Genomic DNA, 24,320 nt, shown 5'->3' with positions numbered 1-24,320 from the left:
TGTCGGTGGGGTGTGCGAGCCTCAGCCGGGGAAGCTGTCGCTGTCGGGCAGCCGCAGGTCGGGGGTGTCGAGCTCCTCGATGTTGACGTCCTTGAACGTCACCACCCGCACGTTCTTCACGAACCGCGCCGGCCGGTACATGTCCCAGACCCACGCGTCCGACATGCGCACCTCGAAGTAGACCTCGCCGTCGGCGTTGCGCGGCGCGACGTCGACCGAGTTGGCCAGGTAGAACCGGCGCTCCGTCTCCACCACGTAGGAGAACTGCGCGACGATGTCGCGGTACTCCTTGTAGAGCGTGAGCTCCATCTCGGTCTCGTACTTCTCGAGATCCTCGGCGCTCACCGGCCTGCTCCTCCTGTGACGATCTCCATCGGCTCCCACGGGTCCGGTGCCGCCTCTTCCGCAGCACCGAACGCGTCCTCGGGGACGCCCTCATTGTGGACCAGCCCCATCGCGGCCTCGCGCCCGGCCGTCGCGGCGACGTTCGCGAAGGAGAACCGGTGCTCCGGGCAGGGCCCGTGCTCGCGCAGCGCCGCCTCGTGCTCGGGGGTGTTGTAGCCCTTGTGCACGGCGAACCCGTAGGCGCCGTGCTCGACGTCCAGCTCGGTCATGAGCCGGTCCCGGGTGACCTTCGCCAGCACCGACGCGGCCGCGATGCAGGCCGCGACCTGGTCCCCCTTGGGCACCGCGAGGGCGGGCCGGCCGAACCCGCGGACCGGGAACCCGTCGGTCAGGACGTAGCCGGGCGGGGCGCTGGTGAGCGCGGCGACCGCGCGGCGCATCCCCTCGATGTTCGCGACGTGCACGCCGCGCCGGTCGACCTCGGCCGCCGGGACCACGATCACCGAGCGGTCCAGCGCCCGTTGCACGATCCGCCCGTACCAGTACTCGCGTGCCGCTGGGGTGAGCAGCTTCGAGTCGGTGAGGCCGTCGAGTACCTTCGCATCGGCCGGACGCAGCACGCACGAGGCCACGACCAGTGGCCCGGCACTGGCACCACGCCCGGCCTCGTCGACGCCGGCGACCGGACCGAGCCCGTGGCGCTGCAGCACCGACTGCAGGGTCCAGCTCCCGGTGTCGCGGACGATCGCGCGGGGCGGGCGCAGCCCGTCGGGCAGCACCCGGACCGGGCGCCGGCGGGGGGCCGGCGCCCGGCGGGACACCGCAGCCGTACGGGCGCGGTCGGGGGGAACCGGCACGGTGCTCCCGGTCAGGATCTCCGGCGCCACCCCGGTGGGCGGCGCGTCGCGGGCAGGAACCGCTCGGCCTCGGCGCGGGCACGGAGCACCCGGCGCCGACCGACGGCGAGCGGCAGGGTCCCCATCATGCCGAGTACGAGCGGCAGCCCCGCGGGCAGCCCCTGCGCGCCGGCCGCGTTCGCCGTCGTCTGCGGATCGACGGCACTCACCCAGCCGAACCGGTCGAACGGCAGCACCACCAGGCGGACCTTGCCGATGATGTTCTCCTCGGGGATCGGGCCGTGCCCGGCCGCCCGCGAGTCCGCGGAGTTGTTCCGCGAGTCGCCCATCATCCAGTACTCGCCCTCGGGCACCGTGACCGGACCGAACGGGATCTGTCTCGCCGGCCCCGCCTCGGGCAGGTAGTAGACGTAGGGCTCCTCGAGCGGCTGGCCGTCGACCATCACCTGGTTCAACGCGTCGCAGCACGCGACGGTCTGGCCCCCGACGGCGATCACCCGCTTGACGAAGTCCTTCTCGTCGGGGGGTGCGATGCCGACCAGCGACATGAGCGTCTGCGCACCCTTGACCAGCGGGTTCGCCGAGTCCTCACCGGTGTAGGTCTCGCTGGCCCAGCCGTCGGTCCCGCGGAACACGACGATGTCGCCGGGCGAGATGTCGGTGAAGTTGTAGGTGACCTTGTCGACGAGCACGCGGTCGTTGGTGCAGCCGGTGCAGCCGTGCAGGGTCGTCTCCATCGATCCGGACGGGATCACGTAGACCTTCGCGAGGAACGTCTGGATCAGGATCGTCAGCAGGATCGCGACGCCGGCGAGGAGCAGCAGCTCCTTCCAGAAGGCGAGCTTGCGCTTCTCCCCGTCCTCGTCCTTCCCGAGGCCGGCGAACGCCGCGATCCGGCCGCCGACGCCCACGGGTCCGCTGCGCCGGCCCGCGCGCGGGCCGGGGGCCTCGTCGGCGGCGGCATCATCGTCGAGCGCGTCCGCGGCAGCCCGGTCCTCGTCGGTGTCCGGCGGTCCACCGGCCGACAGCGCGCCGGCCCGGCGCCGCGCGGCCCGGGTGGTGGCCTGCGGGGCGGCGGCCTCCGGCGGCAGGCCGTCGTCCTGGTGGTCGTCCTGGTCGGCGTCCTCCGCCGGCCGGGGTGCCCGGTAGGGGTCCCCGGCGTCGGCGGGTGCGCCGTGCCCCGGGAATCCCGGCTCCGGTGGGACGGGGCCGCGCGGCGGTGCGGGCGGGCGGGCGTGCGGTGGCCCGTCGCCCGGCCCGGCCTGCGGCGCGTCCTGGGGACCGCGGGCACGCCGCGGCGCCGGTTCGGCGAACCCGTCCGGCACCGGCGTGCCGGGCGGATACGGCGGTGCGCCGGGAGCATCCGGCGCGGCCCGGGGGCCCCGGGCCTGCGGCGGGACGCCGTCGGGTCCGGCGGGACCGTTCGGTGCGGCCTGCGGGCCACGGCCGTACGGCGGGGCGCCGTCGGGACCGGCGAAGGCATCCGGCCCGGCCTGTGGGCCGCGTGGGAACGGTGGTGCGCCGTCGAGCGCGTCGGGTGCGGCCTGCGGACCGCCGGCGTACGGCGGACCGCCGTCGGGCGCGTCGGGTGCGCTCTGCGGACCACGGGTGTGCGGCGGGGCGCCGTCGGGACCGGCGAGGGCGTCCGGTGCTCCCGGGCCTCCCCGGGGAGGCCGGGCTCCGTCGAAGCCGGGCGGTGCGGCCCGTGGGCCGCGGGCGGGCGGCGGGCCGCCGTCGAACCCGGCCGGGGCGTCGTGGGGGCCGCGACCGTAGGGCGGGGCGCCGTCGGGACCACTGGGGGGACCGCCCGGCGGCCGGGGGCCGCGGGCGGGCGGGGGCCCGGCGAACCCGCCGGGGGTGTCGTGCGGTGCCCGGGGAGGACGGGCCCGGGGGCCGCCGGGCGGCGGGGCCTGCGGACCGCGCTCCGGCGGCATCCCGTCGAACCCGGCCGGGGCAGCGGGGGGCCTGCCGTTGCCGTGCGGGGGCGGGTCGAAAGCGGTGGGGTCGTCGGCGCGGCTGCGCCGGGGACGGCCGGGGCCGTCTCCTCCGGCGAACCCGCTCCGCGCGTCGGGCGCGCCGCCGCGGGCCTGCGGACCCTGATCGGGGGCACCGGGGTCGGGGGCACCGCGCCGGTGGGCGCCGGTCCCCTCGGGCGCGCGCCGACGGCCACCGGTACCGGTGTCGGGTCCACCCGGGGGGCGGCGGTGCCCGCCGGTGCGCTCCTCGGGTGCCCGGGCCGGGTCCGCGGCCCGCCTGCGGCCGGTGGCCTGGGGCGGGTCGGCCTCGTAGGGGCGCGCGTCACGGACCCGCTCGGCGTAGCGGGCGCGCTGCGGGTCGGGGTTCTCGGAGCGGCTGTGCGCGCCGGTCCCGTTGCGGCCCTCGGCGTAGCCGTTGCCGTTGCTGTGCCGGGCGGACCGCTCGCCGGCGAGCTCCTCGAACCCGTTGCGGTAGCGGCGCCCCCGCGGACCCTCGTCCGGGTCGGCACCGGGCTCCGGCGCGTGCCGGGTCCGCACACCCCGGCCGCCGGGCTCGGCCTGCTCGTCTGCGTCCTCCACCGCGACCCCGTGCTGCAGCGCGGTGCCGAGGAACCAGTCCTGCTCGTCGGCGCCCTCCGAGCCGGGGGGCGGCGGGTCCTCGGGGGCCCGCCGCCGACCCGTGCGCTCGGGGGCATCACCGCCGCGATACCGCCGGGGGCGGGCCCGGCGGTCATCGGGGAGCTCGGGGAAGGCCACGCGTCGAGATTACGTCACCGGGCCGTCACGACGGGGTGACGGTCAGGACGCGGACGGGGTCTCCCGGCGCTCCTTGATCTTCGCGGCCTTGCCGCGCAGCTCACGCAGGTAGTAGAGCTTCGCCCGGCGGACGTCGCCGCGGGTGGCGACCTCGATCTTCTCGATGTTCGGCGTGTGCACCGGGAAGGTGCGCTCGACGCCGACACCGAACGAGATCTTGCGCACGGTGAAGGTCTCCCGGGCACCGGAGCCCTGGCGGCGGATGACCACGCCCTGGAAGACCTGGGTCCGGGAGCGGGTGCCCTCGATGACCTTCACGTGCACCTTGAGCGTGTCCCCGGGCCGGAAGTTCGGGATGTCGGAGCGCAGGGTCTGCGCGTCCAGGGCGTCCAGGGTGTTCATGTCGACGGTCCGTCCTCGTGTGTCGTTCGTGCGGGTCGTGCGGTGCCGCCCCGGGTCGTTCCGGGGGTCTCTTCCCGGGCCACCCGGGCGGTCCGCACCTCGGCGGTGGGACGCTCGTCCGGGTGGCGGGCTCCGGCGCGGCTCGCGGCGCGCGGTCTGTCCGACCGGCGCATGCAGCCGTCGCCGGGCACCGCACACGGCGCTGGCAACTGGTCCATAGTGCCAGACGGGCCGAACGGCCCGGACACCCGGTGGTCCGGACGCGGCCCGACGGGTCAGGCCCGACCCGTCCCGTCGGGGCCGTAGTCGTCTGTCGTCGTCCGGCCACCGTCGTCGGGAAGGCCAGCGTCGTAGGGACGGCCACCGTCGTCGGGACGGCCGAGGCCGCCGGGACTGCCACCGTCGCCGGGACGGCCACCCGCCGCGGCCCCGCCGGAGCGCCCGGCGGCGAGCACGGCGCGGTCGGCGGCGTCGAGGGCACCGTCCGGGAGGGCCTCGATCAGGTCGGGACGCCGGTCCCGGGTCCGTTCGAGCGCGCGGTCCCGGCGCCACCGGTCGATCGCGGCGTGGTTGCCGCTGCGCAGGACCTCCGGCACGGACAGCCCGCGCCAGCTCTCCGGACGCGTGTAGGACGGCCCCTCGAGCAGCCCGTCGGAGAACGAGTCCTCCTCGGCCGAGCGCGGGTTGCCGAGCACCCCGGGCAGCAGCCGGGCCACCGCCTCCACCATCACCAGCACGGCGACCTCGCCACCGACCAGCACGTAGTCGCCGATCGAGACCTCCTCGACCTCGGTGCCGCGGGCGCGGGCGTCGAGCAGCACCCGCTCGTCGATGCCCTCGTACCGGCCGCAGGCGAACACCAGGCGAGATTCGGACGCCCACGCCCGGGCGGTCGCCTGGGAGAACGGCCGCCCGGCCGGCGTCGGGACGACCAACCGGGCCGGCGGCCCGGCCAGGACCTCGTCGAGCGCCTCACCCCAGACTTGGGGGCGCATGACCATCCCGGGCCCGCCCCCGTACGGCGCGTCGTCGACGGCCTGATGCACGTCGTGGGTCCAGTGCCGCAGATCGTGCACCCCGACCTCGAGCAGCCCGCGCTCGATCGCCCTGCCCAGCAGTGCCTCGCGCAACGGTGCGAGGTAGGAGGGGAAGATGGTGACGACGTCGATCCGCACGCGGCGGATCGTCGCAGGCACCGGAACGGACGGGGCGAGGGAGGTCGGCCATGCCGGGCGGGTGGTCCGAGCCGCTGTGGTCCACCGCGGACCAGTGGGACCTGCTGCCACCGGTCCTGCTGGCCCTGCTCCTGACGACGGCGATCGGCCTGGAGCGCGAGGCCGGCGCCAAGAGCGCGGGCCTGCGCACCCACGCGCTGGTCGGGGTCGGCGCAGCCGTGTTCATGGTCATCTCGAAGTACGGGTTCGCGGATCTGCTGGCGACCGAGCACGTCACGCTGGACCCGTCCCGGATCGCCGCGCAGATCGTCTCCGGCATCGGGTTCATCGGCGCCGGACTGATCTTCGTCCGGCAGGACGTCGTCCGGGGCCTGACCACCGCCGCGACGATCTGGCTGGCCGCGGCGGTGGGAACGGCGTGCGGCGCCGGCCTGCCGCTGCTCGCGGTCCTGGCGACGGGCGCACACCTGCTGGTCACCCGCGGTCTGCCACCGCTGGCCCGGGCGGTCCGGCGCCGTCGCCGCAGGCCACCGGTGCTGCGCATCCGCTACGACGACGGTCTCGGCGTGCTACGCGGGGTTCTCGCGCGCTGCACCGAGGCCGGGTTCTCGGTCGCGGGGGTGGCCGTGCACCGCGGGTCGGTCGCCGCCGACGGCACCCGGGTCGCCGCGCTCACGCTGCGCCTGGACGGACGGGGCGACCTGAGCTCGCTGGCCGCCGCACTGGCCGAGACGACCGGGGTCCGGTCGGCCCGGACCCGCGTCGACCCGACCGAGGACCCCGACGACCCCGACGACACGGACCCGGACCCGCCCGAGGAGGACCTGCCGCGCTGAGCCGGCCCCACCCCCTGGCCGGCCGGCGCGGACGGTGCGTGCCCTCAGCCGGCCCGGCGGGGCCGGTGGGCGACGGTGCGGCGCATCCCGGCCAGGGTGAGCCCGTGCCGCTCGAGGATCCGCGAGGCCGTGTGGTCGGGGTGGAGCAGGCCGAGCACGAGATGCTCGGTGCCGATGTGCCGGTCCCCGAGCCGGAGCGCCTCCCGCAGTGCGAGCTCGAGCGCCTTCTTCGACGTCTTCTCGAAGGGCAGGTGCCCGGCGAACCAGCGCCCGCGCCGCGGGGCCGTGCGGTCCAGCGCACCCGGTCCGAACGACTCCTCGGCCGCGCGGCGGACCTCGTCGAGGTCGATGCCGAGCGTGGCGAGTGCCTCGGCGTCGTGCGGCGGGGCCGCGGCGAGGACGCGGTCGACCTCCCCGGCGTCGACCCCCGCCGCCCGCAGCAGCTCCTCCCCCGGTGTCCCCGGGCGGCGCAGCAGTGCGAGCAGCAGGTGCTCCGGACCGATCCGGTCGGACCGCCGCTCCCGCGCCTCCTCCTGGGCCCGGACCACCGCGGTGCGGGCCGGGTCGGTGAACTTCTCGAACACGTCTGTCTCCCCTCTAGCGGCCGAGCCGGCGGTACTTCTTGTGCACCGCCTGCCGGCTGATCTGGAGCGCGTCGGCGATCTGCTGCCAGGACCAGCCGTGGTCGCGGGCGGAGGCGACCTGGAGCTCCTCCAGCGACTCCTGCAGCTCACGCAGGGCCGCCACCGCCCGGAGGCCCACGGCCGGGTCCTTGCTGGACGCCGCCGCGGCCACTGCCGTCGCATCGCTCATGCTGTCAACATAAGTTGACATCGCCGCCGTGTCAACCGTAGTTGACACCGTCGGCACGAGAACGGCCCGGCGTCGTCGGACGCCGGGCCGGGGAGGTTCGGTGCGGATCGGGCCGGGCCCGGATCACTCGGGGGCGGGGTCGAGCAGCCCCTCGGGCGGGTCGAGGACGACGCGTCCACCCGCCGGGTCCACGGTGGGGACGATCGCGGAGACGAACGGCACCAGCGCCTCGTGCCCGGCAGGCCGGCGCACGACCAGCAGTGATCCGCCCGGCCCGTGGACGACGTCGGTGACCGTCCCGGCCGGGGTCCCGTCGGCCAGCTCGGCGCGCAGCCCGGTGAGCTGGTGGACGTGGAACTCCTCCGGATCCGCCGGTTCGGCGAGCCCCGCGGTGGGGACCACGAGCTGCACGCCGCGCAGCTGCTCGGCGCCGTCCCGATCGGTGACGCCCTCGAACAGGACCAGCCAGCGCCCGGAGTGCGGGCGGGCGGCGGTCACCGTCAGCTGGCCCGGGTCGCTGCCCTGCCTGCGGCGGGCCTGCAGCACCGCACCGGGCGCGAACCGCTCCTGCGGCGAGTCGGTCCGCGGTTCGACGACCACCTCGCCACGCAGCCCGTGCACACGCACGACGACGCCGACCAGGACCGTGTTCGCTGCGCGCTCGGAGTCCGAGGCGCGCTCGAGATCCCGGCCGGCGTCGTCGGATGCGTCCGTCACGCGGTCGGTACGGCTGGTCACCGGTCGGTGTCGACCACGTCGACCCGCACCCCACGACCGCCCACACCGCCGATGACGTTGCGCAGGGCGGTGGCGGTGCGGCCGCCGCGGCCGATCACCTTGCCCAGGTCGTCCGGGTGCACGCGGACCTCGAGGATCCGGCCGCGCCGGCCGGTGACCAGGTCCACCCGCACGTCGTCGGGGTGGTCGACGATGCCGCGCACGAGGTGCTCGAGCGCGTCCGCCAGCATTGTCACGATGCGGCCTCCGCGGGACGAAGCACGTCGGCCGTCACGACTCGGTCGACTCGGTGGCCGGCTCGTCGGCGTCCTTGGTGGCGTCGACGACGTCGTCGCTCTTCGTCGCGGCCTCGGCCGGGGCGGCGTCGGCGGTCTTGCCGGTGCGCTCCGGCGAGCCACCCTTCTTCTTCGGCGTGGTGGCCGCGGTGGTCGGCTCGTCGTTGGCCTCGGCCAGCGCCTGCTGGAAGCGGGCGAGCTTGTCGGCCTTCTCGGGCTGCGGCTTCAGCGTGCCCTCGGTGCCCGGGAGGCCCTTGAACTTCTGCCAGTCCCCGGTGACCTCGAGCAGGCTCTGCACCGTCTCGGTCGGCTGCGCGCCGACACCGAGCCAGTACTGGACACGCTCCGAGTCGATCTCGATGAGGCTCGGCTCGTTCTTCGGGTGGTACTTGCCGATGGTCTCGATGTCCCGGCCGTTGCGGCGGGTACGGGAGTCCGCGACGACGACCCGGTAGTACGGCTGACGGATCTTGCCCAGACGCATCAGCTTGATCTTGACGGCCACGCTGTGGTGCTCCTCGCGAAATGTCGTGTCGTGCTGCGATGAGTCAGCTGGCGCTCGCGTGGGGTACGGGCTCGCTCACTCGAAGGTCATCGGCCGTGGCTGGTTAGAGGGCCGGCCACGGACCCGATCGGCCATTCTGCCAGACGGCACTCACACCGAGGGCAGGGCCCCGACCAGCATGAGGGCGAGTGCCAGGCCCGGCAGGAAGTTGTTCACCGCGTGCGCCACGATGCTCGCCGTGAGCCGGCCGGTCAGGATCCGCGCCACCCCCAGCGGCAGGGCCACCACGAACAGCAGCGGTGCACGCAGGAACTCCAGGTGCGCGATCGCGAAGACCGCCGTCGTGACCACGAACACGAGCCACGGCCGGGAGATCCACTTCGCCACGGCGTTCCACAGCAGGCCGCGGTAGACGATCTCCTCGCAGACCGGGGCGATGACCACCACCCCGACCATGACGGCCAGCGCGATCGGCCAGCTCGCCCGGATGCCCTCGAACGCCACCCCGACCGAGGTGCTCAGCTCCGGACCGACCAGGTAGAGGTAGCCGAGCGCGGCGGGCACCGTGACGAACAGCCCGCAGACCCCGACCAGCAGGCCGACCCCGACGTCCTCCCAGCGGAACCGCAGGCCGAGGTCGATGACCGGGCCGTCACCGCGCCAGTGTGTCCACAGCACGCAGGTCAGGGCCGCGAGCACGGTCGGGATCGCGATCGCCAGCAGCACCTCGACGGCGGTGTCGACCCCCACCGCGTACGCCACCCCGGCCGACGACGCCAGGAACACGATCTCCACGACGAGGAACGCCCACAGCCCCCAGCGCACCCGCGGCGTCGGCGACGGGGTCAGCCCGAAGCGCCCGGACGGCCCGGGCGGGGGGCCGCCGCCGTACGGACCGGACGGTGGGCCGCCGCCGTACGGACCGGGCCGTAGGCCTCCGCCGTACGGACCGGGCGATGCGGAGTACGGGTCCGGCCCGCCCGGGCCCGGGCCGCCGGGGTACGGGCCGGTCGGCGGCCCGGGCGGTCCCGGCTGCGGGCCGGGCGGAGAGCTCATGCCCCCACAGATACCGGACGCCCGCGGACCAGGACCACCGACGGGGCCTGCAGCACCCCGAGGTCGTCGCGCGGATCACGGTCGTAGACGACCAGATCGGCCGGCGCGCCCGCCTCCGGTCCGGCCGGGCGGCCCAGCCAGGAGCGCGCCGCCCAGCTCGCCGCACCGATCGCGTCGCGGTGCCCGGCCCTGGCCAGCTCGGCGATCTCGTCGGCGATCCGGCCGTGCCGGATCCCGCCGCCGGCGTCGGTGCCCGCGTACACGGCCACCCCCGCCTCGATCGCCGCGCCGACCCGCTCCCAGGCGTGGTCGTGCAGGGCCTGCATGTGGTCGGCGTAGCGCGGGTACTTCGTGGCCCGCGCCGCGATCGACGGGAACGTCTCGACGTTGACCAGGGTCGGGACCAGCGCGGTGCCCCGCTCGGCCATCTCCGTGATCAGGTCGTCGGTGAGACCGGACCCGTGCTCGATGCAGTCGATACCGGCCCGGATGAGCCCGGGCAGCGCGTCGGTGCCGAACACGTGCGCGGTGACCCGCGCCCCGGCCTCGTGCGCGGCGGCGATCGCCTCGACCAGCACCTCGTCCGGCCAGAGCGGGGCCAGGTCGGCGCCCTCGGCCAGGCCACGGTCGATCCAGTCGCCGACCAGCTTCACCCAGCCGTCACCGTGGGCGGCCTGGGCGCGGACCTCGTCGACGAGCAGCCGCGGGTCGTCGAGCTCGGCCGCGAGGCCGGGGATGTAGCGCTTGGGCCGGGCCACGTGCCGGCCCGCCCGGATGATCTCCGGCAGGTCGTCGCGGGCCTGCAGCGCGGAGGTGTCCACCGGCGAGCCGCAGTCCCGCAGCAGCAGGGCGCCCGCGTCGCGGTCCGCGCGGGCCTGGGCCGCGCACTCCTCGATGTCGGTGACCGGGCCGTCCGGGCCCAGCCCGACGTGGCAGTGCGCGTCGACCAGCCCCGGCAGGATCCACCCGTCGGTGACCAGGTCCTCCGCGCCGGGCAGCGGCTCCGGGCTGATCCGGCCGGTTCCGTCGACGTAGAGGTCGGCACCCTGCGCCCCGTCCGGGCCCAGCAGGGTGCCACGGAGTCGCCATCCTGCGGCAGGAAGATCAGCCATGGGGGCAGGCTACGGGCGCGGTCTCACTTCTTCTTGCCGAAGTCGAGCTTCGACGGGTCGAACCCCGGCGGCAGCTGGTCCATCCCGGACAGCCCGGGCGGCAGCTGCTGCAGGCTCGGCGGCAGGTTCGACAGGTCCGGCGACCCCTGCGCGGCCCGGTTCGCGGGGTTGCCGCTGCGCCGGTTCTTCTTCGCCTGCTTGGCCTTGCGTGCGTTCTTCGGGACCTTCTTGGTCGCCTTGCGCCCGCCGCCGCCGAAGCCGAACTGCCCGGCCATCTGCTTCATCATCTTCCGGGCCTCGAAGAACCGGTTGATGAGGTCGTTCACGTCGGAGACGGTGACACCGGACCCGTTCGCGATCCGCTGCCTCCGGGACGCGTTGACGATCTTGGGGTCGGCCCGCTCGGCGGGGGTCATGCCGCGGATGATCGCCTGCAGCCGGTCGATCTGCCGGTCGTCGACCTGGTCGAGCGCGGCCTTCATCTGCCCCTGGTTCGCGCCCGGGAGCATGTTGAGGATGTTGCCGATCGGGCCCATCTTGCGCAGCTGCAGCATCTGCTGGAGGAAGTCCTCCAGGGTCAGCTCCCCCGACCCGATCTTCTGCGCGGCGGCGGCGGACTGCTCGGCGTCGAAGACCTGCTCGGCCTGCTCGATCAGCGTGAGCAGGTCACCCATCCCGAGGATGCGCGAGGACATCCGGTCCGGGTGGAAGACGTCGAAGTCCTCGAGCTTCTCGCCGTTGGAGGCGAACAGGATCGGCTCGCCGGTGACCTCGCGGACCGACAGGGCCGCACCACCGCGGGCGTCACCGTCGAGCTTGGTGAGCACGACACCGGTGAACCCGACGCCGTCGCGGAACGCCTCGGCGGTGGCCACGGCGTCCTGACCGATCATGGCGTCGACGACGAACAGGACCTCGTCCGGCTCGACGGCGGTCCGGATGTCCGACGCCTGGCGCATCAACTCCTCGTCGACGCCGAGGCGGCCCGCGGTGTCGACGACGACGACGTCGTGCTGCTTGGCACGTGCGTACGCGACGCCCTCGCGGGCGACGCCGACCGGGTCACCGGGACCGTCCGGCAGCTCCCCGGAGCCCGTGGCCCCCGGGTGCGGGGCGAAGGTCGGCACCCCGGCCCGCTCACCGACGATCTGGAGCTGGTTGACGGCGTTGGGCCGCTGCAGGTCGCACGCCACGAGCAGCGGGGTGTGCCCCTGCCCGGACAGCCAGCGGGCCAGCTTGCCGGCGAGGGTCGTCTTACCGGAGCCCTGCAGGCCGGCGAGCATGATGACCGTCGGCGGTTCCTTGGCGAAGTGCAGCCGCCGCGTCTCGCCGCCGAGGATCGCCACGAGCTCCTCGTTGACGATCTTGACGACCTGCTGGGCCGGGTTCAGGGCCTGGGAGACCTCCGTACCCTTGGCCCGTTCCTTGATCCGCGCGATGAACCCGCGGACCACCGGAAGAGCGACGTCCGCCTCCAGCAGCGCGATCCGGATCTCGCGCGCGGTGGCGTCGATGTCGGCGTCGGAGAGCCGGCCCTTGCCGCGGAGATCGCGCAGCGTGGATCCGAGCCGCTCGGAGAGGGAGTCGAACACCCTTACCAGCCTACTGGGCGAGCGCCAGGCCCCGGCGGGCGCCGGAGCGATCCGTCGTGCGGACCGAGGTCCAGCCCGGTTCCCCACCGGCACGCAGGGCCGCGGCGGTGCGCGCGGCGCGCCGGGCGTGCGCCGCGAACGGCCGGGACCGGACGACGCGGCCGCGGGCCAGCTGCCCGGACATCGCCTGCTCCGCGGGCACGTCCAGCCACAACAGGTGCGGCTCCCGCCCGGAGACCCGGGCGAGCGCGCGGACCACGGCCCGGTCACGGGGCGCCGTGGCGGGGAGGTGGACGACCACGGTCCCGGTCGGGCCCAGGCACGCGCCGACGACCCCGGCCCGGTGCACCAGGTGGGTGAGCCAGCGGTAGGCCGGGTACGGCGTCCCCGCGGGCAGCCGGCGGGCGAGCACCGCGCGGGCGGTGCCGGAGTCGAGCACCCGGACACCGGGCACCGCGTCCACGCCGGCCAGCAGGGTCGACTTGCCCGCTCCCGGCAGGCCGGCCACCAGCAGCACGGTCCGGCCCGGCAGGTGCACGACGAGCGGACCGTCCGCGGTGTCCGCACCGGCCACGGCGAGAACGTCGGTCGGTGCGGCGCCGGGAGCGGCCCTGACGGCACTGGCGGTACTCATGTGCGGGGAAACGGTCGGGATCGGCGGATCGTTCCGCTCACGCCGCGTGTCCGGTTCGTGGCAGCGCTGCCGGGCGCGCTCCGCGGCGGCGCTACCGGGCTCGCTCCGCGGCAGGGCTGCCGGGCCGCGCTCCGCGGCAGGGCTAACGGGCGCGCTCCGCGGCGGCGGCGAGCACCGACCGTTCGATCCGGGTGCGGGTTGGCCCGTCCGGGGACCCGGCGATCCCGAAGGCGTCGACCACCGACGAGCCGAGCGTCTCCACCCGGGCCCACACCAGGTCGGTCCCGCACCGTTCGAGGGCGGCGGTGACGTGGTGCAGCAACCCGATCCGGTCGGTGCCGCGCAGCTCGAGCACCACCGCGCCGGTGGCCTCGTCGTCGAACCACAGCACCCGGGGCGGGGCGGTCCGCTCCACTTCCGGGGCGGCCGGGGCGTAGTCGCGTTCCTTGCGGGCCAGCGCCTCGCCGAGCGGCAGCGACCCGGCCAGCACCCGGACCAGGTCCGAGCGGACCAGCGCCGGGTCGGGCAGGCCCCCGAACCGCGGGGTCACCGCGAAGCTCAGCAGGACGACGCCGCGCCCGGTCACGAGGTCGGCGGTGTGCACCTGCAGCGAGTGCAGCGCCAGCACCCCGGCCGTGGCGGAGAGCGAGCCGCGGCGGTCCGGGAGCGCGACGGCGACGGTCGCGACGTCGTCACTGCCCCGCTCGCGCGGCCGTTCGCCCCCGGCGAAGCGCACCTGCGGCACGCCGTCCGCGGCCACCGCGTCGACCATGTCCGTGCACGCCGGGTCCGGCGGTCCGGGCTCACCGACCGGCCGGCCGTCGAGCCCGGCCAGGCAGCGCTCGGACAGCCCGTGGACCAGGGTGCGCCGCCACGGGCTCCACACTCCGGGCCCGGTGCCCAGCGCGTCCGCCTCGGCGAGCGCGGTGAGCAGCTCCAGCAGGGTCACCACGGCGCGGTCGTCCCCGACGGCCCCGCGCAGCGTGGCCAGGACCCGGGCGACGGTCGCGGGGTCGTCGGGGTCGCGCCGGGTCGCCGTGTGCGGCAGCAGCAGGTGGTGGCGGACGAGCGCGGCGAGCAGGGTGACGTCGGCGGGCCGCAGCCCCAGCCGCGGGCCGATCCGGCGGACCACCGACTCCCCCACGACCGAGTGGTCCTCCCCGCGGCCCTTGCCGATGTCGTGGGTGAGCGCGCCGAGCAGGAGCAGGTCGGGGCGGGCCACCCGGGTGGTGGAGCGGGCCGCCTGCGCGGCGACCTCGACCAGGTGCCGGTCGACGGTCCACACGTGCGTGCGGTCCCGGGGTGGCAGGTCGCGCACCGCCCCCCATTCCGGGAACAGCCGCCCCCACAGCCCGGCGCGGTCCAACGACTCGATCACGCCGACCGCCGCGTGCCCGGTGCCGAGCAGCGCGAGCAGCTCGGCCAGCGCCGCCCGGGGCCACGGTTCCCGCAGCTCGGGGGCGGTGTCGGCGAGCCGGGTCAGGGTGGCTGACGAGATCGGCAGGCCGGTGCGGGCCGCCGCCGCGGCCACCCGCAGCACCAGTGCCGGGTCGCGGGCGGCCGAGGCGTCCCGGGCGAGGACGACCTCACCGGCGTGCTCGACGACGCCGGAGTCCAGCGGACGCCGCACGGGTGCGCGGCGCAGCGCGGCCGGACCACGGCGCGGCAGGGCCGCGCGGGCCTGCCGCAGCCCGACCTCGGCGGCGTACGCGACCGCGCGGGCGGCACCGGACAGGGCGCGTGCCAGGTCGAAGCGGTCACCGAGGTCCAGGGCCGTGGCGATGTCGTCGGCATCCTGCGCGCGCAGCACGTCCCGGGCCCGGCCCGAACGCCGGTGCAGCTCGGTGCGGACGTCGAGCAGCAGCGTGCGCGCGGCGGTGATCCCGGCCGGCGGCCGGTCGACGAGCTGGGCGGCGGCCAGCGCGTCGAGCAGGGCGACGTCGCGCAGGCCGCCGTGGCCGTTCTTGAGGTCCGGTTCGATCCGGTGCGCGACGTCGCCGCTGCGCTGCCACCGCTCGGCGGCCGTGCCGGCGATCTCGTCGAACCGGGTGCGCATCCCGGCCCGCCAGGCCTTGCGGACGGCGTCGCGCACCCGCGCGGACAGCGCCGTGTCCCCGCCGAGGTGGCGGATCTCGAGCAGCCCGAACGCCGCGCGCAGGTCGGTCGCGGCGACCTGGACGGCCTGTCCGGGGGTGCGGACCGCGTGGTCCAGGCCGATGCCGGCGTCCCACAGCGGGTACCAGAGCTGCTCGGCGAGGGTGTCGACACCGCCGCCGCGGCCGGTGTGCAGGAGCACGAGGTCGAGATCGGAGTGCGGGCAGAGCTCGCGGCGGCCGAGCGCGCCGACCGCGACCAGGGCCACCCCACCACCGGCACCACCTGCGCGGCCGAGCCCGAGGGCCGCGCACCGGGCGGCGAGCCAGAAGTCGTGCAGGTCGACCAGGGCGTCCCGCAGCGCCTGCGGTCCGTGGTGGTTGCGACCGTTGGACTCCAGCAGCACCGACCTGGCCTCGACCAGGTCCGCCGCCTCGCCCGATCCCAGTACCGTCATCGTCCCGCCCCACCCGCTCCCCGTTCCCGGACGGTGACGGGCCCGCCGCGGCAGCGACGGGCCCGCCTCGTGCTGTGTGCTGCAGGTCAGACGGCGTCGGCGCCACGCTCGCCGGTGCGGACGCGCACGACGGTCTCCACGGAGGTCACCCAGACCTTGCCGTCGCCGATCCGGCCGGTCCGCGCGGCCTCGACCACCGCGTCGACGACCTTGTCCCCCAACGCGTCGTCGACGACGACCTCGACCCGCACCTTGGGCACGAAGTCGACCGAGTACTCGGCACCCCGGTAGACCTCGGTGTGGCCCTTCTGGCGGCCGTAGCCCTGGACCTCGCTGATGGTCAGACCGAGTACCCCGATCTGTTCCAGCGCGGCCTTGACGTCCTCCAGGACGAACGGCTTGACGATGGCGGTCACGAGCTTCATGGGTCAGGCCTCCTGCTTCGCCGGGGTGGTCGGGGCGGCGGCGACCGACGGCTTCGGGCCGGACCCGAGGCCGCCACCACCGCGCAGACCGGAGAACTCGTAACCGGTCTCGGCGTGCTCGGCCTCGTCGATACCCGCCTGCTCGGCCTCGTCGTCGATCCGCAGCCCGAGCACGGCCTTGACGACCAGCGCGATGATCGCGGTGACCACCGCGCAGTAGGCGATCGTGGCCAGGACGGCGACGGTCTGGATGCCGAGCTGGGCGGCGCCGCCGCCGTAGAACAGGCCGTTGGTCTCGTCGGGGGCGATGTCGGTGGCGAACAGGCCGATCGCGATCGTGCCCCAGAGACCCGCGACCAGGTGGACGCCGACGACGTCGAACGAGTCGTCGAAGCCCAGCTTGTACTTCCAGCCGACCGCGTAGGCCGACAGCGCACCGGCGATGACACCGATGGCCAGCGCGCCCAGCGGCGACACCGCGGCGCAGGCCGGGGTGATGGCGACCAGACCGGCCACGATGCCCGACGCCGCGCCCAGCGAGGTGGCCTTGCCGTAGCGGATCTTCTCGACGATCAGCCAGCCGAGGATGGCGGCGGCGGTCGCGGCGATCGTGTTGGTGAACGCGAAGGCGGCGGCCCAGTCGGCGGCACCGGAGGAACCCGCGTTGAACCCGAACCAGCCGAACCACAGCAGGCCGGCACCGAGCATGACCATCGTCAGGTTGTGCGGGCGCATGGCCTCCCGCGGCCAGCCGCGGCGCTTGCCGAGGACGATGCAGAGCACCAGCGCGGCGACACCGGCGTTGATGTGGACCGCGGTACCACCGGCGAAGTCCAGCGCGCCCAGGCCGGTGGCGATCCAGCCCTGCTCCAGGTCGAAGACCCAGTGCGCGATCGGGAAGTAGACCAGCGTCGCCCACAACCCGGAGAACAGGATCCAGGCACCGAAGCGCATCCGGTCGGCCGCCGCACCGGCGATCAGGGCCACGGTGAGGATGGCGAACATCGCCTGGAAGCTGACGAAGGCCAGCTGGGGCAGGGTCTCGGTCGCCTGGTCGTTCGCCAGGATCGAGGTGAGGCCGAAGTAAGCGAACGGGTTGCCGAGCAGGCCCCCGCCGAGGTCGGGACCGAAGGCCATCGAGTAGCCGAACAGGATCCAGAGGACCCCGACGACCCCCAGCGAGCTGAAGCACATCATCATCATGTTCAGCACGCTCTTGGACCGGGCCTGGCCGCCGTAGAACAGCGCCACCCCGGGTGTCATGAGCAGTACGAGCGCGGCGCTCGCGAGGATCCAGGCGGTATCGCCGCCGTTCAGGGCTTCCTGTGGCACGGTTTCGTTCCTCCCACGTCCGTCGGGGACCCGACTGGGGAGGAAGAATGCTGATCGCGTGTTTCGCATCCGGCGCCGTACCGTTTCGCGACCGTTAACAGCTGCCCGGATCGCATGACGGTCGCGTTACCGGACCGGATCACCCGGGAACGACGACGGCGCGGGCACCCCGTGCCGGGGCACCCGCGCCGTGCAGCAGGAGTTCAGTGCCGCAGGAGTTCAGTGCGGCAGGAGTTCAGTGCCGCAGGAGTTCAGTTCAGCAGGGCGTCCACGAACGCCTTCGGCTCGAACGGGGCCAGGTCGTCCGGGCCCTCGCCGAGCCCGACCAGCTTCACCGGGACGCCGAGCTCGCGCTGCACACGGAACACGATCCCGCCCTTCGCGGTGCCGTCGAGCTTGGTCAGCGCGATCCCGGTGACGTCGACGACCTCGCCGAACACCCGGGCCTGGGTGAGCCCGTTCTGGCCGGTGGTGGCGTCGAGCACGAGGATCACCTCGTCCACCCGGGCCTGCTTCTCCACGACCCGCTTGACCTTGCCCAGCTCGTCCATCAGGCCGGTCTTGGTGTGCAGCCGGCCCGCGGTGTCGAGCAGGACGGCGTCGACGCCGTCGTCGGTGCCGCGCTTGACGGCGTCGAACGCGACCGAGGCCGGGTCGGACCCCTCCGGGCCGCGGACGACCCCGGCGCCGGAGCGCTCCCCCCAGGTGACCAGCTGCTCGGCCGCGGCAGCGCGGAAGGTGTCCGCGGCGCCGAGCGTGACCCGGTGCCCGCCGGCGACGAGCACCCGGGCGAGCTTGCCCGTGGTGGTGGTCTTGCCGGTGCCGTTGACGCCGACGACGAGCAGCACCGCAGGCCTGCCGTCGTGCGGCAGCGCGTGCACCGACCGGTCCTGGCCGGTGTCCAGGGCCTCGAGCAGGACGTCGTGCAGGGTCTGGCGGACCTGGTCGGCGGTGCGGACACCGCGGGTGGCGAGCTGCTCGCGCAGCTTCTCGACGACCTCCTCGGTCATCTCCGGGCCGAGGTCGGCCTGCAGCAGGGTGGCCTCGACGTCCTCCCAGGACTCGTCGTCGAGGTCGCCGGCACCGAGCAGGCCGAGCAGGCTCTGCCCGAAGCCGGAGCGGGTCCGGGACAGCCGGCCCCGCAGCCGTCCGATGCGGCCCTCGGCGGGAGCGATCTCCTCCTCCGGGGCGGACGGGGCGACCGGCGCGGTAGCGGTGTCGGTGGGCGCTGCGGTGTCGGCGGGCGCTGCGGTGTCGGTGGGCACTGCGGTGTCCGTGGACGCCGCGGTGTCCGGGACCGGGCCGGCGTCCGTCGTCGGCACCGTGTCCGTGTCCGTCGCCGGCGGGGCGTCCGGGACCGGGCCGGTGACCGTGTCCGGGACCGTGTCGACGTCCGGCACCGTCGTCGTGTCCGGCGCCGTGTCCCTGGTCGGCGCTGTGTCCCTGGTCGGCGCCGTGTCCCTGGTCGGGGCGCGCTCCTCGGCAGGCGCGGTGTCCGCGGCGGGGGTCGTGTCCGTGCTCGGGGCGGTGTCCGTGGGCGCGGTGCCGGCTGTCGGGGCGGTGTCGGCCGGCGGCTCCGTCGTGGCCCCGGTGCCGGACGGGTCCCGCGGCAGCTCCCGGGTCGCACCACCGTCGGTGGCCAGGTTCTGCGTGGCCTCGGTGTCCGGACGCGCGAGCTGCCGGGTCGCCGGGTCCTTGCTCGCCTCGGCCGTGTCGATGACCCGCCCGTCCGGCTCCCGGCCCTCGGTCGGGACCGTCGGGCTGCTCGGCGTCCCACCCGGGGTGACCGGCGGCGCGGTGCTGACCGGGATGCCGCCGGGCGGGGTGCGGGCCTCGGTGGCACCGCCCACGACCGGGGTGCCGCCCGGGGGCGTGCGCACCTCGTCGGCGGTCGGGGTCTCGTCGACCGGGGTGGTGCCGGGCCGCGCGACCGGCTCGGTCACCCCGGCCCCGGTGTCCTCGGGGGCCGCGGGCGCGCGCGGGCGCTCGGGCGCCGCCGCCGTACCGGAGGAGAAGTTGAAGCCACCGCCGGCCTGGTAGCTGCCGCCCTTCCTCGGTGGCTCCTTCTCGGTCTCGAGCTCGCGCTGCTGCTCGTCCTCGCGCAGGCTGATCCGCCGCTTGCGGGCGATCATCACCCCGGCGACCAGGGCGATCAGCAGCACGGCCACGACGACCGCGACGACGATCCAGATGGTCTGCGTGGTCACCCGCACAACCCTGCCACGACCGGGTGCACGGGCGCGCAGGGCATCACGGCGCGCGTGTCCGGCCCGGCCGCGCGCCCGCCCCTACGACGCGGGCCGCAGCCGCTGCGAGATCACCTGCGTGATCCCGTCACCGCGCATGGAGACCCCGTAGAGCGCGTCGGCGACCTCCATCGTCGGCTTCTGGTGGGTGATGACGATCAGCTGGCTGGTCGCCCGCAGCTCCTCCATCAGCGAGATGAGCCGGCGCAGGTTGACGTCGTCGAGGGCGGCCTCGATCTCGTCGAGCACGTAGAACGGCGACGGCCGCGCCCGGAAGATCGCCACGAGCAGCGCCATCGCCGTCAGCGACCGCTCGCCACCGGAGAGCAGCGACAGCCGCTTCACCTTCTTGCCCGGCGGGCGGGCCTCCACCTCGATGCCGGTGGTGAGCATGTCGTCCGGGTCGGTGAGGACCAGCCGGCCGTCACCGCCGGGGAACAGCGTCGCGAACACGGTCTCGAACTCGGCCGCGACGTCGTTGTAGGCGGTGGTGAAGACCTCGAGGATCTTGTCGTCGACCTCCCGGACCACGGTGAGCAGGTCGCGGCGGGTGTTCTTGAGGTCCTCGAGCTGGGTGGAGAGGAACCGGTAGCGCTCCTCGAGCGCCGCGAACTCCTCCAACGCCAGCGGGTTGACCTTGCCGAGCTGCGACAGGTCCTTCTCGGCCCGCGCCCGGCGCCGTTCCTGGGTGGCCCGGTCGTACGGGACCGCGGGCGGCGCGGACACCTGCTCCCCGCGCTCCCTGGCCGCCTCGTACTCGGCGACGTCGGCCTCGGACGGCGGTACCGGCACGTCGGGGCCGTACTCGGCGACGAGGTCGTCGGCACCGATGCCGTGCTCGGCGAGGATCTTCTCGGTCAGCTGCTCCAGCCGCATCCGGGTCTGCTGGCGCACCATCTCGTCGCGGTGGACGGCGTCGGTGAGCTTCTCCAGCAGCGCGGTGAGCCGGGTGGTGGCCTCGCGGGCCTCGTTGTGGGCGCGTTCGCGCCCGGCGCGGGCGGCCTGGATCTCGTCCCGCTCGGCGGCCGCGGTGGCGAGCGAGACCTCGATCCGTTCCGAGGCCGTCGCACCGGCCTCGACGACGAGCCGCGCGATCTCCGAGGCCCGCTCCCGCTCCTCGGCCGCGGCGGCCGCCCGGGCCCGGGCCTGCCGCTCGGACTGGGCCTGGCGGCGCAGCGAGTCGGCCTTGCCGGCGATGGCGCGGGCCCGCTCCTCCGTGGTCCGCAGCGCGAGCCGGCACTCGACCTCCTCGGAGCGGACCTCCTCGACCCGCTCGGCGGCCTCGTCGCGCAACTCGGTGTCCGGCTCGTCCTCGGTGGGTACGTCCTCGGCGACCGAGAGCTGTTGCTCGGCGGCCTCCAGCTCGATCAGCGACTCCGAGCGGCGGGCCTCCACCGCGTCCCGCCGCTCCCGCAGCCGCTGTGCCTCGGCCCGCGCCGAGGTCACCACCTGCTCGAGCCGGCCCAGCTGCGCGGCCGCGGCGGCGCGGCGCTTGTCGGCCTCGGCGGCGGCCTCGCGGGCCTGCTGCACGTCGGCGGCCCGGGCCTCCTCCTCGGCGCGGGCGCCCTCGAGGGTGGGCCGCAGCGATGCCAGCTCGGCGTCGACGGCGTCCCGCTCGGTGACGGCGTCGTCCACGGCCGCCTGCAGCTGCAGGGCCCCCTCGCCCGCATCCGCACCTCCGCGGGCGGTGTGCGCGGTGAGCAGGTCCCCGTCGGAGGTGACGGCGGTGAGCTCCGGACGGGCCGTCAGCACCGCGGCCGCACCGTCCAGGTCGTCCACGACGACCACCTCGCCCAGCAACGCGGCGAGCGCGGGGGCGAGCCTGGGCGGAGCGGTGACCAGCGACGCGGCCCACCGCCCCGCGGGTGGCGCACCGTCCGGGACGGCGACCGGCACCGCAGCGGCCCCGTCCGAACCCGCGCCGCCGGAACCCACGCCGTTCGAACCTGCGCCGTCCGAACCTGCGCCGCCGGAACCCGGGCCGGGATCGGCACCGACGAGCAGCGCGGCCCGACCGGCGTCCCCGTCGCGCAGCGCCCGCAGGGCCGCGGCCGCCGACGGCACCGAGGCCACCGCGACGCCCTCGCCGACCTCGCCCAGCGCCGCCGCGACCGCGGTCCGGCCCGCGGGCTCGACGGCGACGAGCTCGGCCACCGCGCCCAGCACCCCGTCGACAGCACCGCCGGCACCGCCGGCGCCGCCGTCCCCGTCGGAGCCGGTGCCGAGCAGGGTGCCGGTGCCGTCCCGCCGGACCAGCCCGACCTCGAGCGCCTCCACCCGGGCCCGCCAGTGCGCGCGCCGCTGCTCGGCCTCCCGCTCGGCGCCGGCGAGCTCGGCGACCCGCTCCCGGGCGGCCCGGTGCCCGGCCTCGGCCTGCTCGATCCGCTCGGCGAGCCCCTCCTCGGCACCGGATCCACCGGACCCGTCCGGACCGTCGGATTCGATGCCGAGGCTCTCCCGGGTGGACTCCAGCTCGGCCTCGGCCTCCTCGGTCCGGGTCGAGGCCTCGGCGAGCGCCTCGGAGAGCCGCTCGATCTCCTCGGCGGTCGCGGCCACGCCGGAGCGCAGCGCGTCGGCCTTGCCGGCGAGCGTCGCGATACCGGCCTTCCGGTCGGCGATCGCCCGTACCGCGGCGAGGTGCTCGCGCTCGGCCGCGGCGAGGGTCCGCTCCCGCTCGGCCTTCTCCTGCACGACCTCGTCGAGCCGGCGACGCGCCTCGGCGACGGCGGCGACGAGCTCCTCCTCCTGCTCGGCGATCGCCTCGGCCTCGGCCTCGGTCTCGTCCGGGTCGCGGCCGGGGGTGCGTTCGGCGGCCTCGGAGGAGGTCAGGTGCCGGACCCGTTCCTCGGCGAGGCGCACGGTGCCGCGCAGCCGCTCGGCCAGCGCGGACAGCTGGTACCAGGTGTCCTGCGCGACCTGCAGGCGCGGCGCGTCCGCGGCCAGGGCGGTCTCCAGCTCCTGCTGGCGTTCCCGGGCGGTCGCGAGCTGCTCCTCGGCCTCGGCACGCCGGCGGCGGGCCTGCTCCTGGTCCGCCTGCTCCCGGGTGATCTCCTCCTGCAGCGTCACCAGGTCGTCGGCCGCGATCCGCAGCCGGGCGTCGCGCAGCTCGGTCTGCACCGACTGAGCCCGGCGGGCGATCTCGGCCTGCCGGCCGAGCGGTTTGAGCTGGCGGCGCAGCTCGGCGGTCAGGTCGGTGAGCCGGGTCAGGTTCGCCTGCATCGCGTCGAGCTTCCGCAGCGCCTTCTCCTTGCGCTTGCGGTGCTTGAGGACCCCGGCGGCCTCCTCGATGTAGGAACGCCGGTCCTCCGGCTTCGACTGCAGCACCCCGTCGAGCTGCCCCTGCCCGACGATCACGTGCATCTCCCGGCCGATACCCGAGTCGGACAGCAGCTCCTGGACGTCGAGCAGCCGGGCCCGGGAGCCGTTGATCTCGTACTCGCCCGCCCCGTCCCGGAACATCCGCCGGGTGACCGATACCTCGGAGTAGTCGATCGGCAACGCGCCGTCGGAGTTGTCGATTGTCAGCGTCACCTCGGCGCGACCGAGCGGGGCGCGGCCGGAGGTGCCGGCGAAGATGACGTCCTCCATCTTGCCGCCGCGCAACGCCTTGGCACCCTGCTCGCCGAGCACCCAGCTGATCGCGTCCACGACGTTGGACTTGCCCGAGCCGTTCGGGCCGACGACACAGGTGATCCCCGGTTCCAGACGCAGCGTGGTGGCCGAGGCGAAGGACTTGAAGCCCTTCATCGTCAGCGACTTGAGGTGCACGGGGGACGGCTCTCCAGAAAACGGGGAGCACCAGCGTATCGGGCGGTCGGCGGCGCCCCGGACCGCCGCGCCGGACCCCGCGCGCAGCGGGGCCCGGCCACGCGGATCCCGGCGAGCGGGTCAGCCCTGCCCGGTGGCGGCGTTCACCAGCCAGCGGACACCGAACCGGTCGGTGAGCTGGCCGAACACGTCACCCCACATCTGCTTCTCGAAGGGCACGTCCACGGTGCCGCCGTCACCGAGCGCGGTGAACCAGCGCTCCAGCGTGCCGAGGTCGTCGCCGGACAGGCTGATCGAGACCCCGGCCGCCGCGGAGCCGACGGGCCGCTCCGGGTCGCCGTCGGAGGCCATGAGCACCAGCCCGTCGGGGGTCTCCAGATAGGCGTGCATGACCCCGTCCGGCGGCGGGACGGGTCCCTCGCCGCCCATGTCGCCGAACGTCATGATCTGCAGCTCGCCGCCGAGCACGGAGCGGTAGAACTCCATCGCCGCACGCGCGGAGTTCTCGAAGTGCAGGTAGGGATTGAGCCGGACGCTCATACGGGCCTCCTCGACCGGGTGTGTGCACCGTTGTAGACCCGGGCACCGACAGGAACTCGTCGGTCGGCCCGCCCGCGTCACGCCTCGACGAATCCGGTGAACGCGCCGCTCGCCCCGCTCCAGCTCTCGGTGACCGAGGTCACACGTCCGGGCGTGGAGTCACCCTTCAGCAGGTCGAGCAGCCGCTCGCAGGCACCGCGATCACCCTCCGCGGTCACCGCGACCCGGCCGTCAGTCAGGTTCCGGGCCTGCCCGACCAGCCCGAGCTCGAGCGCCCGCGCCCGCGTCCACCAGCGGAAACCCACGCCCTGCACCTCTCCCCGGACCCACGCGGTGAGCCGAACGGCGGAGTCTGTGTTGCTACTCACAGTGGTGTTACGTTACAC

General features: G+C 75.1%; 21 protein-coding genes and 1 pseudogene. 1 reads left to right on the top strand and 21 read right to left on the bottom strand.

Annotated elements, in window-relative coordinates; all coding sequences use genetic code 11:
* Positions 1–21: 21 nt before the first annotated feature.
* The 5 genes and pseudogenes from BM093_RS03435 to trmD form a co-directional block, all read right to left on the bottom strand.
* Complete coding sequence (locus tag BM093_RS03435) at positions 22–345, bottom strand: DUF2469 domain-containing protein (protein WP_093337019.1); 324 nt, start codon at positions 343–345, stop codon at positions 22–24.
* A complete protein-coding gene (locus BM093_RS03430) occupies positions 342–1,091 on the bottom strand; it encodes a ribonuclease HII (RefSeq protein ID WP_425439101.1) in 750 nt (249 codons plus the stop codon). The genes BM093_RS03435 and BM093_RS03430 overlap by 4 nt, the downstream gene beginning before the upstream one ends.
* 122 nt (positions 1,092–1,213) lie before the next feature.
* Positions 1,214–3,934 (bottom strand): signal peptidase I, encoded by a 2,721-nt coding sequence (gene lepB / locus BM093_RS37805; protein ID WP_281248687.1) that lies wholly within the window; start codon positions 3,932–3,934, stop codon positions 1,214–1,216.
* A gap of 42 nt (positions 3,935–3,976) precedes the next feature.
* Positions 3,977–4,336 (bottom strand): 50S ribosomal protein L19, encoded by a 360-nt coding sequence (gene rplS / locus BM093_RS03420; RefSeq protein ID WP_093337017.1) that lies wholly within the window; start codon positions 4,334–4,336, stop codon positions 3,977–3,979.
* A 449-nt stretch (positions 4,337–4,785) separates the two neighbouring features.
* Positions 4,786–5,511 (bottom strand): annotated as a pseudogene (trmD, locus tag BM093_RS03415) (tRNA (guanosine(37)-N1)-methyltransferase TrmD); the annotation flags it as partial.
* Positions 5,512–5,561: 50 nt separating this feature from the next.
* On the opposite strand from trmD, the gene BM093_RS03410 reads away from it, so the two are divergent.
* The gene (locus BM093_RS03410; protein ID WP_093337011.1) at positions 5,562–6,347 is read left to right on the top strand and encodes an MgtC/SapB family protein; all 786 of its coding nucleotides are present in this window, start codon (positions 5,562–5,564) and stop codon (positions 6,345–6,347) included.
* A 44-nt stretch (positions 6,348–6,391) separates the two neighbouring features.
* Here BM093_RS03410 and BM093_RS03405 read toward each other — a convergent pair whose 3' ends face one another.
* The 16 genes from BM093_RS03405 to BM093_RS03330 form a co-directional block, all read right to left on the bottom strand.
* A complete protein-coding gene (locus BM093_RS03405) occupies positions 6,392–6,931 on the bottom strand; it encodes a Clp protease N-terminal domain-containing protein (protein WP_093337008.1) in 540 nt (179 codons plus the stop codon).
* 13 nt (positions 6,932–6,944) lie between these two features.
* Positions 6,945–7,160: a helix-turn-helix domain-containing protein gene (locus BM093_RS03400; protein WP_093337005.1), complete on the bottom strand. Its 216-nt coding sequence runs from the start codon at positions 7,158–7,160 to the stop codon at positions 6,945–6,947.
* A gap of 123 nt (positions 7,161–7,283) precedes the next feature.
* Positions 7,284–7,802, bottom strand: a complete 519-nt coding sequence (gene rimM, locus BM093_RS03395) for a ribosome maturation factor RimM (RefSeq protein WP_245773293.1) — start codon at positions 7,800–7,802, stop codon at positions 7,284–7,286.
* Positions 7,803–7,894: 92 nt separating this feature from the next.
* Positions 7,895–8,134 (bottom strand): RNA-binding protein, encoded by a 240-nt coding sequence (locus BM093_RS03390; protein WP_093337002.1) that lies wholly within the window; start codon positions 8,132–8,134, stop codon positions 7,895–7,897.
* Between the two features lie 34 nt (positions 8,135–8,168).
* Entirely contained in the window at positions 8,169–8,678 is a 510-nt protein-coding gene (gene rpsP / locus BM093_RS03385) for a 30S ribosomal protein S16 (RefSeq protein WP_093336999.1), read from the bottom strand.
* A gap of 150 nt (positions 8,679–8,828) precedes the next feature.
* Positions 8,829–9,734: a CPBP family intramembrane glutamic endopeptidase gene (locus BM093_RS03380; protein ID WP_093336996.1), complete on the bottom strand. Its 906-nt coding sequence runs from the start codon at positions 9,732–9,734 to the stop codon at positions 8,829–8,831.
* Complete coding sequence (locus tag BM093_RS03375; protein WP_093336993.1) at positions 9,731–10,846, bottom strand: amidohydrolase family protein; 1,116 nt, start codon at positions 10,844–10,846, stop codon at positions 9,731–9,733. Before BM093_RS03375 ends, BM093_RS03380 begins: the two co-directional genes overlap by 4 nt.
* Positions 10,847–10,869: 23 nt before the next feature.
* Positions 10,870–12,438 (bottom strand): signal recognition particle protein, encoded by a 1,569-nt coding sequence (gene ffh / locus BM093_RS03370; RefSeq protein ID WP_093336990.1) that lies wholly within the window; start codon positions 12,436–12,438, stop codon positions 10,870–10,872.
* 10 nt (positions 12,439–12,448) lie between these two features.
* Positions 12,449–13,072 carry an AAA family ATPase gene (locus BM093_RS03365; protein ID WP_093336987.1) on the bottom strand — a complete coding sequence of 208 codons (624 nt, stop codon included), beginning with the start codon at positions 13,070–13,072 and terminating at the stop codon, positions 12,449–12,451.
* A 142-nt stretch (positions 13,073–13,214) separates the two neighbouring features.
* Entirely contained in the window at positions 13,215–15,623 is a 2,409-nt protein-coding gene (locus BM093_RS03360; RefSeq protein WP_093336984.1) for a [protein-PII] uridylyltransferase, read from the bottom strand.
* Between the two features lie 86 nt (positions 15,624–15,709).
* Positions 15,710–16,048: a P-II family nitrogen regulator gene (locus BM093_RS03355; protein WP_093336981.1), complete on the bottom strand. Its 339-nt coding sequence runs from the start codon at positions 16,046–16,048 to the stop codon at positions 15,710–15,712.
* Between the two features lie 3 nt (positions 16,049–16,051).
* Positions 16,052–17,311, bottom strand: a complete 1,260-nt coding sequence (locus tag BM093_RS03350; RefSeq protein ID WP_425439100.1) for an ammonium transporter — start codon at positions 17,309–17,311, stop codon at positions 16,052–16,054.
* Positions 17,312–17,631: 320 nt separating this feature from the next.
* Complete coding sequence (ftsY, locus tag BM093_RS03345) at positions 17,632–19,587, bottom strand: signal recognition particle-docking protein FtsY (protein ID WP_177238236.1); 1,956 nt, start codon at positions 19,585–19,587, stop codon at positions 17,632–17,634.
* A gap of 81 nt (positions 19,588–19,668) precedes the next feature.
* Positions 19,669–23,394, bottom strand: coding sequence for an AAA family ATPase (locus BM093_RS03340; RefSeq protein ID WP_093336978.1), 3,726 nt, complete (start codon positions 23,392–23,394; stop codon positions 19,669–19,671).
* Between the two features lie 120 nt (positions 23,395–23,514).
* Entirely contained in the window at positions 23,515–23,934 is a 420-nt protein-coding gene (locus tag BM093_RS03335) for a VOC family protein (protein ID WP_093336975.1), read from the bottom strand.
* 77 nt (positions 23,935–24,011) lie between these two features.
* Positions 24,012–24,302, bottom strand: coding sequence for an acylphosphatase (locus BM093_RS03330; RefSeq protein WP_093336972.1), 291 nt, complete (start codon positions 24,300–24,302; stop codon positions 24,012–24,014).
* Positions 24,303–24,320 lie beyond the last annotated feature (18 nt).

The sequence above is a fragment of the Pseudonocardia ammonioxydans genome, from assembly GCF_900115005.1.
Classification (GTDB): Bacteria; Actinomycetota; Actinomycetes; order Mycobacteriales; family Pseudonocardiaceae; genus Pseudonocardia; species Pseudonocardia ammonioxydans.
This window is presented reverse-complemented; position numbering and strand designations above follow the sequence as displayed.